This window comes from Enterobacter cloacae complex sp. SHL012, assembly GCF_049237505.1.
GTDB classification, from domain to species: domain Bacteria; phylum Pseudomonadota; class Gammaproteobacteria; order Enterobacterales; family Enterobacteriaceae; genus Enterobacter; species Enterobacter kobei.
Map to the genome: position 1 here is coordinate 169,977 of NZ_JBMKIZ010000004.1, position 14,497 is coordinate 184,473.

At 55.5% G+C, this 14,497-nt stretch carries 12 protein-coding genes; 8 read left to right on the forward strand and 4 right to left on the reverse strand.

All coding sequences use genetic code 11. From position 1 onward, the window contains the following. Positions 1-73 precede the first annotated feature (73 nt). Positions 74-2,980 carry an RNA polymerase-associated protein RapA gene (rapA, locus tag ACOTY9_RS15305; protein WP_014882511.1) on the forward strand — a complete coding sequence of 969 codons (2,907 nt, stop codon included), beginning with the start codon at positions 74-76 and terminating at the stop codon, positions 2,978-2,980. Between the two features lie 13 nt (positions 2,981-2,993). After that, positions 2,994-3,653, forward strand: a complete 660-nt coding sequence (rluA, locus tag ACOTY9_RS15310; RefSeq protein ID WP_348565781.1) for a bifunctional tRNA pseudouridine(32) synthase/23S rRNA pseudouridine(746) synthase RluA — start codon at positions 2,994-2,996, stop codon at positions 3,651-3,653. A gap of 30 nt (positions 3,654-3,683) precedes the next feature. On the opposite strand, the gene djlA is transcribed toward rluA, so the two are convergent. Then, positions 3,684-4,499 (reverse strand): co-chaperone DjlA, encoded by an 816-nt coding sequence (gene djlA / locus ACOTY9_RS15315; protein ID WP_014882509.1) that lies wholly within the window; start codon positions 4,497-4,499, stop codon positions 3,684-3,686. A 239-nt stretch (positions 4,500-4,738) separates the two neighbouring features. Here djlA and lptD point away from each other — a divergent pair, with 239 nt between their 5' ends. From lptD to apaH, 6 genes are read left to right on the forward strand one after another with little or no spacing between them, the layout of a single operon-like run. Continuing rightward, positions 4,739-7,090 carry an LPS assembly protein LptD gene (gene lptD / locus ACOTY9_RS15320; RefSeq protein WP_014882508.1) on the forward strand — a complete coding sequence of 784 codons (2,352 nt, stop codon included), beginning with the start codon at positions 4,739-4,741 and terminating at the stop codon, positions 7,088-7,090. 53 nt (positions 7,091-7,143) lie between these two features. Next, a complete protein-coding gene (gene surA, locus ACOTY9_RS15325; RefSeq protein WP_014882507.1) occupies positions 7,144-8,430 on the forward strand; it encodes a peptidylprolyl isomerase SurA in 1,287 nt (428 codons plus the stop codon). Then, positions 8,430-9,416: a 4-hydroxythreonine-4-phosphate dehydrogenase PdxA gene (gene pdxA / locus ACOTY9_RS15330; RefSeq protein ID WP_014882506.1), complete on the forward strand. Its 987-nt coding sequence runs from the start codon at positions 8,430-8,432 to the stop codon at positions 9,414-9,416. Before surA ends, pdxA begins: the two co-directional genes overlap by 1 nt. Further along, a complete protein-coding gene (rsmA, locus tag ACOTY9_RS15335) occupies positions 9,413-10,234 on the forward strand; it encodes a 16S rRNA (adenine(1518)-N(6)/adenine(1519)-N(6))-dimethyltransferase RsmA (protein ID WP_008502020.1) in 822 nt (273 codons plus the stop codon). The genes pdxA and rsmA overlap by 4 nt, the downstream gene beginning before the upstream one ends. Positions 10,235-10,237: 3 nt before the next feature. After that, positions 10,238-10,615, forward strand: coding sequence for a Co2+/Mg2+ efflux protein ApaG (gene apaG, locus ACOTY9_RS15340; protein ID WP_014882505.1), 378 nt, complete (start codon positions 10,238-10,240; stop codon positions 10,613-10,615). 4 nt (positions 10,616-10,619) lie between these two features. Next, the gene (apaH, locus tag ACOTY9_RS15345; RefSeq protein ID WP_014882504.1) at positions 10,620-11,468 is read left to right on the forward strand and encodes a bis(5'-nucleosyl)-tetraphosphatase (symmetrical) ApaH; all 849 of its coding nucleotides are present in this window, start codon (positions 10,620-10,622) and stop codon (positions 11,466-11,468) included. Between the two features lie 34 nt (positions 11,469-11,502). Here apaH and folA read toward each other — a convergent pair whose 3' ends face one another. The 3 genes from folA to kefF all read right to left on the reverse strand — a co-directional run bounded on the left by folA (position 11,503) and on the right by kefF (position 14,485). Next, positions 11,503-11,982: a type 3 dihydrofolate reductase gene (gene folA / locus ACOTY9_RS15350; RefSeq protein WP_006173915.1), complete on the reverse strand. Its 480-nt coding sequence runs from the start codon at positions 11,980-11,982 to the stop codon at positions 11,503-11,505. Positions 11,983-12,096: 114 nt separating this feature from the next. After that, positions 12,097-13,962, reverse strand: coding sequence for a glutathione-regulated potassium-efflux system protein KefC (gene kefC, locus ACOTY9_RS15355; RefSeq protein WP_032637522.1), 1,866 nt, complete (start codon positions 13,960-13,962; stop codon positions 12,097-12,099). Then, complete coding sequence (gene kefF / locus ACOTY9_RS15360; protein ID WP_014882502.1) at positions 13,955-14,485, reverse strand: glutathione-regulated potassium-efflux system oxidoreductase KefF; 531 nt, start codon at positions 14,483-14,485, stop codon at positions 13,955-13,957. The genes kefC and kefF overlap by 8 nt, the downstream gene beginning before the upstream one ends. Between the last annotated feature and the right edge of the window lie 12 nt (positions 14,486-14,497).

Consider the following 14,497-nt stretch of genomic DNA (forward strand, 5'->3'; position numbering starts at 1 on the left):
ATTTTTCGATGACCGTCTTTTTTTGACGGGGGTCGAACTATTGCCTGCAATTAAAGATTAGAGCCGAACAACTATGCCTTTTACACTTGGTCAACGCTGGATCAGCGATACAGAAAGCGAACTTGGATTAGGAACCGTCGTTGCCGTCGATGCGCGTATGGTTACCCTCCTCTTCCCTGCCACCGGTGAAAACCGCCTGTACGCTCGCAATGACTCCCCTGTAACCCGCGTGATGTTCAATCCGGGTGACACCGTGACCAGCCATGACGGCTGGCAGCTCAAGATTGAAGACGTAAAAGAAGAGAATGGACTGCTCGCTTACATTGGTACGCGTCTTGATACAGACGAAGCCAATGTCATCCTGCGTGAAGTGCTGCTCGACAGCAAACTGGTTTTCAGTAAGCCGCAGGACCGCCTGTTTGCCGGGCAAATTGACCGTATGGATCGCTTCTCGCTGCGCTATCGCGCGCGCAAGTTCCAGAGTGAACAGTACCGTATGCCGTGGAGCGGCCTGCGCGGTCAGCGCACCAGCCTGATCCCCCACCAGCTGAATATCGCCCATGACGTGGGCCGTCGCCATGCCCCTCGCGTACTGCTGGCCGATGAAGTGGGCCTGGGTAAAACCATTGAAGCGGGTATGATCCTGCATCAACAGCTGCTTTCCGGTGCCGCCGAGCGCGTGCTGATCGTGGTGCCTGAAACCCTGCAGCACCAGTGGCTGGTCGAGATGCTTCGCCGCTTTAACCTGCGCTTCTCCCTGTTTGACGACGAACGCTATGCCGAAGCGCAGCACGACGCCGACAACCCGTTTGAAACCGAACAGCTGGTCATTTGCTCCCTGGACTTCGTGCGCCGCAGCAAGCAGCGTCTTGAGCACCTGTGCGATGCCGAGTGGGACATTATGGTCGTTGACGAAGCGCACCATTTAGTCTGGAGCGAAGACGCGCCAAGCCGCGAGTATATGGCTATCGAACAGCTTGCGGAGCGCGTCCCTGGCGTCCTGCTGCTGACCGCAACGCCGGAACAGCTGGGTCTGGAAAGCCACTTCGCACGTCTGCGCCTGCTCGACCCAAACCGTTTCCACGATTTCGGGCAGTTCGTGGAAGAACAGAATAACTACCGTCCGGTCGCGGATGCCGTGGCCATGCTGCTGGCAGGCAATCGTCTTTCTAATGAGGAACTCAACACCCTGAGCGAGCTGATTGGCGAGCAGGATATTGAACCGCTGCTGCAGGCCGCGAATAGCGATAGCGATAACGCGGAGCCTGCGCGTAAAGAGCTCATCGACATGCTAATGGACCGCCACGGCACCAGCCGCGTGCTGTTCCGCAACACCCGTAACGGCGTGAAAGGGTTCCCGAAACGCGAGCTGCATACCATCAAGCTGCCGCTGCCCACCCAGTATCAGACGGCGATCAAAGTCTCTGGCATTATGGGCGCGCGCAAAACCCAGGAAGAGCGCGCCCGCGACATGCTCTACCCGGAACAAATCTACCAGGAATTTGAAGGCGATACTGGCACCTGGTGGAACTTCGACCCGCGCGTGGAGTGGCTGATGGGCTACCTGACCGCCCACCGCTCCCAGAAGGTGCTGGTGATCTGCGCCAAAGCGGCTACCGCGCTGCAGCTGGAGCAGGTGCTGCGCGAGCGTGAAGGTATTCGCGCCGCCGTGTTCCACGAAGGGATGTCCATCGTTGAACGTGACCGCGCCGCGGCGTGGTTCGGTGAAGAGGACAGTGGCGCACAGGTTCTGCTGTGCTCGGAAATCGGTTCTGAAGGCCGTAACTTCCAGTTTGCCAGTAATCTGGTGATGTTCGATCTGCCGTTCAACCCGGATCTGCTGGAACAGCGTATCGGTCGTCTGGATCGTATCGGCCAGGCGCATGATATTCAGATCCACGTGCCGTATCTGGAAAAAACTGCCCAGTCCGTGCTGGTGCGCTGGTTCCACGAAGGTCTGGATGCGTTTGAGCATACCTGCCCGACGGGCCGCACCATTTACGATCAGGTGCATAGCGATCTGATCGGCTACCTGGCCGCACCGGAAAACAGTGACGGGTTTGACGATCTGATCAAATCCTGCCGCGAGAAGCATGAAGCGCTGAAAGCGCAGCTTGAGCAGGGTCGCGACCGCCTGCTGGAAATTCACTCCAACGGCGGAGAGAAAGCGCAGGCGCTGGCTGAAAGCATTGAAGAACAAGATGATGACACCAGTCTGATCAGCTTCTCCATGAACCTGTTCGACATCGTCGGAATTAACCAGGACGATCGCGGCGAGAACCTGATTGTCCTGACCCCGTCCGATCACATGCTGGTGCCGGATTTCCCGGGCCTGCCGGAAGATGGTTGTACTATCACCTTCGAGCGTGATGTGGCGCTGTCCCGCGAAGATGCTCAGTTCATCACCTGGGAACACCCGCTGATCCGTAACGGACTGGATCTGATCCTTTCCGGCGATACCGGTAGCAGCACGATTTCACTCCTCAAGAACAAGGCACTGCCGGTGGGTACGCTGCTGGTAGAACTGATCTACGTTGTGGAAGCCCAGGCACCGAAACAGCTCCAGCTGACCCGCTTCCTGCCGCCAACGCCTGTGCGTCTGCTGCTGGATAAAAACGGTACCAACCTGGCAGGGCAAGTTGAATTCGAGAGTTTCAACCGTCAGCTGAGCGCGGTGAATCGCCATACGGGCAGCAAGCTGGTGAATGCGGTACAGCAGGACGTGCATGCCATTCTGCAACTGGGCGAAAGCCAGATCGAGAAAGCGGCCCGTGCGCTGATCGATGCTGCACGCACCGAGGCCGATGAGAAACTCTCAGCAGAGCTGTCCCGTCTGGAAGCGCTGAAGGCGGTGAACCCGAACATCCGTGACGATGAACTGGCTGCCATTGAAAGCAACCGTCAGCAAATTATGGAAAGCCTGAATCAGGCGGGCTGGCGACTGGACGCATTGCGTCTGATTGTTGTCACGCATCAGTAAGAAGAGCAAAAAAATGGTAATGGAGCCCTACAATCCGCCGATGGATCCCTGGCTGGTCATCCTGTATCAGGATGAACACATTATGGTAGTTAACAAGCCGAGCGGCCTGTTGTCCGTACCGGGGCGTCTGGATGAGCACAAAGACAGCGTGATGACGCGCATTCAGCGCGATCATCCACAGGCGGAATCTGTGCATCGTCTGGATATGGCAACCAGCGGCGTGATTGTGGTGGCGCTCAATAAATCGGCGGAGCGCGAGCTGAAGCGCCAGTTCCGCGAGCGCGAGCCGAAAAAGCAGTACGTGGCGCGCGTCTGGGGACATCCTGCACAGGCAGAAGGGTTGGTCGATCTGCCGCTGATCTGCGACTGGCCGAACCGGCCTAAGCAGAAGGTCTGCTATGAAACCGGCAAGGCCGCGCAGACCGAGTATGAAGTGCTGGAGTACGCACCGGATAACACCGCGCGCGTACTCCTTAAGCCGATTACCGGACGTTCACACCAGCTGCGCGTGCATATGCTTGCGCTGGGTCATCCGATTTTAGGCGACCGGTTTTACGCGCCGCCGGAAGCGCTGGCGTTAGCACCGCGTCTTCAGCTTCACGCCCAGACGCTGACCATTACCCATCCGGCCTTCGGTAACACGATGACGTTTAACGCCCCGGTGGACTTCTGAAAAAAGGGCCCGACACTGTCGGGCCCTTTTTTATTTGAAACCTTTCTTCTCTTTAATCAGCTCGTAAGCCTTCTGAATTTCCTGCGCTTTCTGCTTCGCCATCTCCATCATTTCCGGCGGTAAGCCTTTCGCGACCAGTTTGTCAGGGTGATGCTCGCTCATCAGCTTGCGATAGGCGCGTTTGATGGTGGTCTGATCATCAGTGGGTTTCACGCCAAGTACGTTGCAGGCATCGTCCAGCGTCGGTCCACGCTGCGCCTGCTGCCATGCACCGCCGGACGACTGCTGGTGATACCCCCCGCCAAACTGCGCGCCGCCCTGCATCATGCGTAAGAACTGGTCGAACTGCATTCGGGAGATGCCCAACTCTTCTGCAATGACGTACAGAACATCACGTTCATTAGGGTGCAGTGAACCGTCAGCAAACGCCGCCTGGATTTGAATTTCCAGAAACATCCTAATTAAATCAAAACGTCCGAAGCAGATGCTGCGGAACTGACGCATTTTTTCACGCAGCGGATAGTTATCTGATTTCCCAATGCGAAACGCATTCTGCGCGGCCACACGGGATTCACCATGCAAATTCATGCGGTCCATAAAGATGCTGGCGATTTGAATATCGGCTTCGGTCACGCGGCCTTTGGATTTGGTTAAATGCCCCATGACTTCAAAGGTGGTGGAGAAAAAGAGTGACTGGCGCTCGCGCTGATTCGCAAACCAGGCCATTTTGCGGCTGCGCGCCTTATCAAACATATGACCGATAATGAGCCCAAGCACGATTCCCCAGAACCCGGCACCCATGATGATGGCGAACGCAACGCCGATTATTTTACCCCAATACTGCATATACTCCCCGGATAGTCATATTCCTGGCCGACGCAACGTCATCATCACAGTGTTCAAGCCACGGTCAATTGAAGGACATCGCCTATAATTTGCTTTATCATACTCGTCATTCGATAGCGAGCCTAACACTCTGGCACGCAAACGGGCAGGATTAACGCTGGTACTGCGCTGATGAGTAAGATAGTCTCTGAGCGTTTGTAAGCCGTAGCCACTGATGACGGAACAATAAAATACAACGTATGAAAAAACGTATCCCCACCCTTCTGGCCACAATGATTGGCACCGCCCTGTACAGTCAACAGGGGCTGGCGGCCGATCTCGCCTCGCAGTGTATGCTTGGCGTTCCAAGTTATAATCGCCCACTGGTGCAGGGTGATACAAATAGCTTGCCGGTAACCATTACTGCAGACAGTTCTAAGGGTACTTATCCTGACAACGCCACGTTTACGGGCAATGTGGATATTAACCAGGGCAATAGCCGCCTGCAGGCAGATGAAGTGCAGTTGCACCAGAAGCAGCCGGAAGGCGCGGCCGAGCCGGTACGAACGGTGGATGCGCTGGGTAATGTGCACTATGACGACAATCAGGTCATCCTGAAAGGTCCGAAAGCCTGGTCAAACCTGAATACGAAAGATACTAACGTCTGGGAAGGTGATTACCAGATGGTGGGTCGCCAGGGACGCGGTAAAGCGGACCTGATGAAACAGCGCGGTGAAAACCGCTATACGATCCTGGAAAATGGCTCCTTTACCTCCTGTCTGCCAGGGTCAAACACCTGGAGCGTGGTCGGGAGCGAAGTGATCCACGACCGTGAAGAGCAGGTCGCGGAGATCTGGAACGCCCGCTTTAAGCTGGGTCCGGTACCGGTATTCTACAGCCCTTATCTTCAGCTTCCCGTGGGTGACAAGCGTCGCTCGGGCTTCCTGATCCCCAATGCCAAATACAGCACCTCGAACTACTTTGAGTTCTACCTGCCGTATTACTGGAACATCGCGCCCAACATGGACGCCACGATCACCCCGCACTATATCCATAAGCGCGGCAACGTCATGTGGGAGAACGAATTCCGCTACCTGACTCAGGCCGGTGCGGGTCTGATGGAGCTGGATTATCTGCCGTCAGATAAAGTCTTCCAGGATGAGCACCCGACCGAAGGCGACAAGCACCGCTGGATGTATTTCTGGCAGCATGCCGGGGTACTGGATCAGGTCTGGCGTTTTAACGTCGACTATACCAAGGTCAGCGATCCTTACTACTTTAATGACTTTGACTCCAAGTACGGTTCAAGTACCGATGGTTATGCCACGCAGAAATTCAGCGTTGGCTATGCCATTCAAAACTTTAACGCCACGGTGTCAACCAAGCAGTTCCAGGTCTTTAATACCCAAACAGCAAGTACCTACGGTGCTGAACCGCAACTGGACGTGAACTGGTACCAAAACGATGTCGGTCCTTTCGACACCCACGTCTACGCTCAGGCGGTGCATTTCGTTAATACCAACTCGGATATGCCAGAATCCACACGCGTTCATATTGAGCCGACGGTCAACCTGCCCTGGTCAAATGACTGGGCAAGTCTGAATACCGAAGCCAAGCTCATGGCGACGCACTATCAGCAGAAAAATCTGGACTGGTACAACAATCGCTATGGTACCGATCTTGAAGAATCAGTAAACCGTACGCTTCCCCAGTTTAAGATGGACGGTAAACTGATTTTCGAACGTGATATGGCACTCCTGGCGGATGGCTATACTCAGACGCTTGAGCCACGCATGCAGTATCTTTACGTGCCTTATCGCGATCAGAGCAAGATTCAGAACTACGACTCCTCTTTCCTGCAATCGGACTATAGCGGCCTGTTCCGCGACCGTACCTACGGTGGTCTCGACCGAATTGCTTCCGCTAACCAGTTAACGACCGGTGTCACAACGCGCGTTTATGATGAATCTGCCGTTGAACGTTTTAACGTTTCTGTTGGTCAAATTTACTATTTCACCGAGTCTCGTACGGGTGATGACGACATTAACTGGGAGAAAGACAACAAAACGGGTTCACTGGTGTGGGCGGGTGATACCTACTGGCGCATGACCGATCGCTGGGGTCTGCGCGGTGGGTTGCAGTACGATACGCGACTGGACAATATCGCGACGAGCAGTGCAGCTATTGAATACCGTCGTGATGAAGACCGTATGATGCAGTTGACGTACCGCTATGCCAGTCCGGAATATATTCAGGCGACATTGCCGAACTACGCCAATGCTGACCAATACAAAGATGGGATTTCGCAGGTGGGTGGCGCAGCAAGCTGGCCTATCGCCGATCGCTGGTCAATCGTAGGCGCTTACTACTTTGACACTAACGCCAATAAACCTGCTGACCAGATGGTGGGTCTGCAATATAACTCCTGTTGTTATGCGCTGCGTGTCGGCTACGAACGTAAGCTTAACGGCTGGGATACTCAAAACAATCAGAGCAAATACGATAACGTGATTGGCTTTAATGTCGAACTGCGCGGCCTGAGTTCCAACTACGGCCTGGGCACCCAGCAGATGCTGCGTTCGAACATCCTGCCATACCGTAGTTCCTTGTAATGTATTTGATTTACAACGTAATCCGCTTTGCGGTTAATTGAAATGGAAAAAGTATGAAGAACTGGAAAACGCTGCTGCTCGGTGTCGCTATGGTTGCGAATACCAGCTTCGCGGCCCCCCAGGTTGTTGATAAGGTCGCCGCTGTTGTTAACAACGGCGTCGTGCTCGAAAGTGACGTTGACGGTCTGATGAAATCTGTGAAGCTCAATTCGGGCGAAGCAGGTCAGCAACTTCCGGATGACGCCACGCTGCGCCATCAGATCCTGGAACGACTGATCATGGATCAGATCGTTCTGCAGATGGGTCAGAAAATGGGCGTGAAGGTGACTGACGAGCAACTCGATCAGGCCATCGCTAACATCGCAAAGCAAAACAACATGTCTCTGGATCAGATGCGCAGTCGTCTGGCCTATGACGGCATCAGCTACGCCACCTACCGCAACCAGATCCGTAAAGAGATGCTGATTTCGGAAGTGCGTAACAATGAAGTCCGTCGTCGCGTCACGATCCTGCCGCAGGAAGTGGACGCGCTGGCAAAACAGGTGGGTAACCAGAACGATGCGAGCACAGAGCTGAACCTGAGCCACATTCTGATCCCACTGCCAGAGAACCCAACCTCCGATCAGGCTGCGGAAGCAGAAAGTCAGGCACGTTCTATTGTCGAACAGGCGCGTAACGGCGGCGACTTTGGCAAGCTGGCTATCACCTACTCCGCTGACCAACAGGCGCTGAAAGGCGGCCAGATGGGCTGGGGACGTATTCAGGAGCTGCCATCCATCTTTGCCCAGGCGCTGAGTACGGCGAAGAAAGGCGATATCGTGGGTCCAATCCGTTCCGGTGTGGGCTTCCACATTCTGAAAGTGAACGATCTGCGTGGTCAGAGCCAGAACATTTCCGTGACTGAAGTTCACGCTCGCCATATTCTGCTCAAACCGTCACCGATCATGACTGACGATCAGGCACGTGCGAAGCTGGAGCAGATTGCGGCAGACATTAAGAGCGGTAAAACCTCGTTTGCCAATGCCGCGAAGGAGTTCTCTCAGGATCCAGGCTCTGCTAATCAGGGCGGCGATCTGGGCTGGGCTGCAGCAGATATTTACGATCCTGCCTTCCGCGATGCGCTGATGAAGCTGAACAAAGGCCAGATCAGTGCTCCGGTACACTCTTCATTTGGCTGGCATCTGATCGAGCTGATGGACACCCGTAACGTGGATAAAACGGATGCGGCGCAGAAAGACCGCGCTTACCGTATGCTGTTTAACCGTAAGTTCTCTGAAGAAGCGGCAACCTGGATGCAGGAACAACGCGCCAGTGCTTACGTGAAAGTTCTGAGTAACTAATGAAACCGCATCGTGTTGTGATCACCCCCGGCGAACCCGCCGGGATTGGGCCAGACCTCGTTGTCCAGCTCGCCCAGCGAAGCTGGCCGGTGGAACTGGTTGTCTGCGCAGATGCAACACTGTTACAAGACCGGGCGAAGCTGCTCGGTCTGCCTTTAACGCTTATTCCTTACGTTGAAGGCCAACAGCCAGCACCACAGCAAGCCGGTACGCTCACGGTTCTTTCTGTCCCTCTTCGTACACCGGTCATTCCAGGCCAGCTCAGCACGGAAAACGGCCACTACGTCGTGGAAACCCTCGCGCGCGCCTGCGACGGTTGCCTGAAGGGTGAATTTGCTGCCCTGATCACCGGCCCCGTGCACAAGGGCGTCATCAACGAAGCGGGTATCCCCTTTACCGGGCACACGGAATTCTTTGAAGAGCGCTCGCACAGCCCGAAAGTAGTGATGATGCTGGCGACGGAGGCAATGCGCGTTGCGCTCGTGACCACCCATCTGCCTGTTAAGGCCATTCCTGATGCCATCACCCCGGCACTGCTGCGGGAGATCATCGGGATCCTGCATCATGACCTGCAAACCAAATTCGGCATCAAACAGCCACACGTTCTGGTTTGCGGCCTGAATCCGCATGCGGGAGAAGGTGGACACATGGGCACCGAAGAGATCGACACCATTATTCCGGTGCTTGAAGAAATGCGCGCTAAAGGGATGAATCTTAGCGGGCCGCTCCCTGCGGACACGCTTTTTCAGCCGAAATACCTGGATAATGCCGACGCCGTCCTCGCGATGTACCACGATCAGGGCCTGCCCGTGCTAAAATACCAGGGCTTTGGCCGCGGGGTGAATATCACCCTCGGTTTACCCTTTATTCGAACGTCCGTTGACCACGGTACTGCGCTGGATCTGGCAGGACAGGGGAAAGCGGATGTCGGCAGTTTTATTACGGCGCTTAATCTCGCCATCAAAATGATTGTTAATACTCAATGACTAATCGAGTCCATCAGGGCCACTTAGCCCGAAAACGCTTCGGGCAAAACTTCCTCAACGATCAGTTCGTGATCGAAAGCATTGTTTCGGCTATTAATCCGCAAAAAGGTCAGGCTATGGTCGAAATCGGTCCGGGCCTTGCTGCACTGACCGAGCCGGTAGGCGAACGCCTCGACGAGCTGACCGTCATCGAACTGGACCGCGATCTTGCCGCACGCCTGCAAACGCACCCGTTCCTCGGACCGAAGCTGACCATCTACCAGCAGGACGCCATGACCATGAACTTTGGCGAACTGTCGGAGAAAATGGGTCAGCCGCTGCGCGTCTTCGGCAACCTGCCGTACAACATCTCCACGCCGCTCATGTTCCACCTGTTTAGCTATACTGATGCCATTGCCGATATGCACTTCATGTTGCAAAAAGAGGTGGTTAACCGTCTGGTTGCAGGGCCGAACAGTAAAGCGTATGGTCGTTTAAGCGTGATGGCACAATATTACTGTAACGTGATCCCGGTACTCGAAGTGCCGCCGTCAGCGTTCACACCACCACCGAAAGTGGATTCAGCGGTTGTGCGCCTTGTGCCACATAAAACGAAACCCTATCCGGTTAAAGATCTGCGTGTCCTCAGCCGCATTACCACAGAAGCCTTTAACCAGCGCCGTAAAACGATCCGTAACAGCCTGAGCAATTCATTTACCGTTGAGGTGTTAGCCGAGCTGGGGATCGACCCGGCAATGCGTGCGGAGAACATTTCCGTAGAGCAGTACTGCAAGCTGGCTAATTACATCAGCGAAAATGCGCCGCCGAAGGAGAGTTAAGCCATGATTGATTCGCCCCGCGTATGTGTCCATGTACAAAGCGTCTATGTTGAATCGCAATCCTCACCCGATGAAGAGCGTTTTGTCTTTGCTTACACCGTGACCATTCGCAATCTGGGGCGGATGCCCGTGCAGCTGCGCGGGCGCTACTGGCTTATCACCAACGGCAATGGCCGCGAAATTGAAGTTCAGGGTGAAGGTGTCGTGGGCGAACAGCCCCACATCGCCCCTGGCGAAGAGTACCAGTACACCAGCGGTGCGGTGATTGAAACGCCGCTGGGTACCATGCAAGGCCATTACGAAATGGTCGACGTCGATGGCAATGTGTTCCGTGTTGCTATTCCTGTGTTCCGTCTCGCCGTAACCACACTCATTCATTAATCTAATGTCTACATATCTGATTGGCGACGTTCACGGTTGCTACGATGAACTGATCGCATTGTTAAAACAGGTCGACTTTACGCCAGGACAGGACACCCTCTGGCTGACGGGCGATTTAGTCGCGCGCGGCCCGGGCTCGCTTGAGGTTTTACGTTTCGTCAAATCGCTGGGCGATAGCGTGCGCATGGTGCTGGGCAATCACGATCTCCATCTGCTGGCCGTGTTTGCCGGGATCAGCCGCAACAAGCCTAAAGATCGCCTCACTCCGCTGCTGGAAGCGCCAGACGCGGACGATCTGATTAACTGGCTGCGCCGTCAGCCCTTGTTACAGGTCGACGAGGATAAAAAACTGGTCATGGCCCATGCCGGGATCACCCCGCAATGGGATCTTGAGACGGCAAAGACCTGTGCGCGTGACGTAGAAGCGGTACTGGCGAGCGACTCGTATCCCTTCTTCCTGGATGCCATGTACGGCGATATGCCGAACCACTGGAGCGAAGAGCTCAGCGGTCTGGCCCGCCTGCGCTTTATCACCAATGCGTTCACCCGCATGCGATTCTGCTTCCCGAACGGGCAGCTGGACATGTATTCCAAGGAAACGCCGGAAAGCGCGCCTGCCCCCCTCAAACCGTGGTTTGCCATTCCGGGGCCGGTAACAACCGAATACAGCATAGCGTTTGGTCACTGGGCGGCACTGGAGGGCAAAGGCATGCCAGAGGGTATCTACGGTCTGGATACCGGCTGCTGCTGGGGAGGCGAGTTAACCTGCTTACGCTGGGAAGATAAAGCTTACTTCGTGCAGCCATCCAACCGACAGCAGGACTCAGGGGAGAGTGAGGCCGTCGCCTCCTGATGAATCCCCCTCACCCAGGGTGAGGGGGAAAAACTTAACGACGTTCCAGAATCTCGAAGCAGTAGCTGTGGGAGTTCTGCGCATCGGCGTCGTGGAATTCACTGAATACGGATTCCCACTCGTCCGGATCGTAATCCGGGAAATGGGTATCCCCTTCCACTTCCGCATCAATGTGGGTCAGATACAGCTTCTGCGCTTTAGGCAGGAACTGCTCATACACACGACCACCGCCGATCACCATGATCTCTTCGGCATCACCGCAGGCAGCAATCGCTTCATCTACGGACTTAACCCATTCGACGCGATCGTCAGTACCCGGCTGGCTACTGATAACGATATTCTTACGGCCCGGCAATGGACGACCAATCGACTCCCAGGTCAGGCGGCCCATCACTACCGGCTTGTTTAACGTCGTACGTTTAAACCATGCGAGATCGGCAGGCAGGTTCCACGGCATGGCATTTTCCATACCGATAACGCGGTCTACCGCCAGCGCTGCAATCAGACTGATCATTGAAAATTTCCCGGATGCAAAAAATTGCCGCCACTATACGGAAAGCTTAATCTTTCGTCGACTGGCGGCAGAGTAAAGATACAGAAATTTTTTAATATTGCTGGCAACGCCACTTCACACTGAAGGTTTACTCTCGGGCTCGTCAGCCGGATCGCCGGTATGCTTGCCCTCTTCCGTCCCCTGCCAGCCATGACGCTGGATCAGCGACAGATGATTACGGTCCTCATTGATGATTTCCGTCAGCATCGCACTGGTGCGTTTAAACACCGCCGCCCGCTCCGTGGCCGTGCTGCCTGCCATCGCCGCCATCTCTTCCACCATCCCGGTGTTAAAGCGGCGGAACAGATCCGCACGTTCGCGCGCTTCATACGCCCCGAGCCCCAGATTCTCGAGCGCCATACGCCCGGATTTCAGCGCACCTTCGAATGTTTCACGCTCGGGTGCCTCAACGCCTGCCTGACGTAGCCGGATGTAATGATCCACATCGCGCGCGCGGGAAATGATCGTCAGCGCCGGGAAATGTTCTTTTACCAGCTCCACCATCTGTATGCTGGTCTCCGGATCGTCAATGGCGTTAATCAACACCTCCGCTTTTGCGGCCCCCGCAGATTCCAGCAGATCGACACGGGTGGCATCACCGTAAAACACTTTCATATCAAATTTACGCAGCGTATCGACATGGTCGGGATCGTGGTCGAGGATGACCATTTTCACCCCACTCGACAGCAGCAAACGCCCTACGATCTGTCCGTAGCGACCAAAACCAGCGATGATCACGCGTGGCTGCTCCTCGTCGATTTCATCGGCTTCGCGCTCCTGATCGCTACCCGATTTTTCGAGGCGAGTCAGCACCACCAGCAGAACAGGCGTTGCCGCCATCGAGAGTGCGACCGCCAGCGTCAGCGCTTTTGCCCACTCAGGATCCAGCACGTTTGCCATCTGCGCGGCGCCAAAGACCACGAACGCAAATTCACTCCCCTGCCCCAGCAGTACGGCAAACCAGCTGCGCTGTTTACCCGGCACATTTAATGGCCGCGCAATCAGCCACAGCATTGCCATTTTAATGACCAGGAAACCGACCAGCAGGATGATAATCCGCAGCGGGTGTGTGACCAGCGTGCCGAAGTCGACGGACATCCCCACGCCGATGAAAAACAGTCCCAGCAGCAACCCTTTGAACGGCTCAATATCGCTTTCCAGCGCGTGCCGGTATTCAGAGCTTGCCAGCAGAACGCCCGCAAGGAATGCCCCCATCGCCATCGACAGCCCGGCTTCTTCCAGCAGTAAACCAAAACCAAAGACCAGGAACAGTGCCACGGCGCTGAACACTTCGCGCAGACCCGAGCGGGCGACGAAACGCAGCAGCGGACGGGTCACGTAGCGGCCCAGCAGGACCACCAGTGCCAGCGCCCCTACAACCTTCAGTGCCGACAGCGCGAACGCGCCCAGCGTGGTGGAGGAGCCGCTTGCCGCCAGCAACGGGATCATCGCCACCAGCGGAATCGCCGCTATATCCTGGAACAGCAGCACCGAGAATGCACTGCGCCCCATCTGGGAGACCGTCAGGTTTCGCTCGTTCATCGCCTGCATGGCAATGGCCGTCGAGGAGAGCGCCAGCGTCATGCCGATGAGCTCAGCCACTTTCCAGTCCATTCCCAGCAGGATGCAGAACCCGCCCAGCAGTAAGCCGCAGGCCACCATCTGCAATGCCCCGCCGCCAAATACCGAGGCGCGAAGTTTCCACAGGCGCTGCGGATCGAGCTCCAGACCAATCACAAACAGCATCAGCACAACACCGATTTCAGCGAAATGGAGAATCGCCTCTGCATCCGTAACCAGACGAAAACCCCACGGCCCAATGACGCAGCCCGCAATCAGGTAGCCGAGAACCGAGCCCAGCCCCAGGCGTACCGCCACGGGCACAATCAGCGCCGCCGCGCCGAGATAAATCAGCGCCTGTATCAGCGTATGGCTATCCATGGTGCGTCTCCTGCCACTCAAGTAAGCGTTGTTTGTAATGGCGAGCCTGCGCCTGCAGCGTTTCATCGTCGCAGACAAACGTGCAGTGCATCGCAAAAGGAGGGATCCAGTTCAAACCACAATAAAGTGCAGTAGCCTGTAGCGGCTGGGCCAGCACGTCAAACCCCGGGAAAGAACCAATATCAAAGTGGCTTTCTCCTCCGCCAGTGGTCACCGCCCACATCAGGCTTTTCCCTTTTAGCGCATTGCCATTGTGGCCATACGCCCAACCGTGGGAGAAGACTTTATCAATCCACAGTTTCAGGAGCGGAGGCGTGCTGTACCACTGCATTGGATGCTGCCAGATAATCAGATCGGCACGGGAGAGCGCGTCCTGTTCAGCAGCAATATCGATATTAAAATCGGGATAAAGTTGATAGAGGGAACGTATCTCTACGTTATCAAGCGTCCTTACCTGCTCAAGCATCCGCTTATTCGCATGCGAGTGCTGCGGATAAGGGTGCGCGTAAATTATGAGTATCATCAAATGACCTGT

Bases quoted from the DNA above. Each gene is read 5' to 3' on its own strand.
- apaG (WP_014882505.1), top strand. From the start codon at position 10,238: ATGATTGATTCGCCCCGCGTATGTGTCCATGTACAAAGCGTCTATGTT.
- rsmA (WP_008502020.1), top strand. From the start codon at position 9,413: ATGACTAATCGAGTCCATCAGGGCCACTTAGCCCGAAAACGCTTCGGG.
- surA (WP_014882507.1), top strand. From the start codon at position 7,144: ATGAAGAACTGGAAAACGCTGCTGCTCGGTGTCGCTATGGTTGCGAAT.
- pdxA (WP_014882506.1), top strand. From the start codon at position 8,430: ATGAAACCGCATCGTGTTGTGATCACCCCCGGCGAACCCGCCGGGATT.
- rluA (WP_348565781.1), top strand. From the start codon at position 2,994: ATGGTAATGGAGCCCTACAATCCGCCGATGGATCCCTGGCTGGTCATC.
- kefF (WP_014882502.1), bottom strand. From the start codon at position 14,485: ATGATACTCATAATTTACGCGCACCCTTATCCGCAGCACTCGCATGCG.
- apaH (WP_014882504.1), top strand. From the start codon at position 10,620: ATGTCTACATATCTGATTGGCGACGTTCACGGTTGCTACGATGAACTG.
- folA (WP_006173915.1), bottom strand. From the start codon at position 11,982: ATGATCAGTCTGATTGCAGCGCTGGCGGTAGACCGCGTTATCGGTATG.
- rapA (WP_014882511.1), top strand. From the start codon at position 74: ATGCCTTTTACACTTGGTCAACGCTGGATCAGCGATACAGAAAGCGAA.
- lptD (WP_014882508.1), top strand. From the start codon at position 4,739: ATGAAAAAACGTATCCCCACCCTTCTGGCCACAATGATTGGCACCGCC.
- djlA (WP_014882509.1), bottom strand. From the start codon at position 4,499: ATGCAGTATTGGGGTAAAATAATCGGCGTTGCGTTCGCCATCATCATG.
- kefC (WP_032637522.1), bottom strand. From the start codon at position 13,962: ATGGATAGCCATACGCTGATACAGGCGCTGATTTATCTCGGCGCGGCG.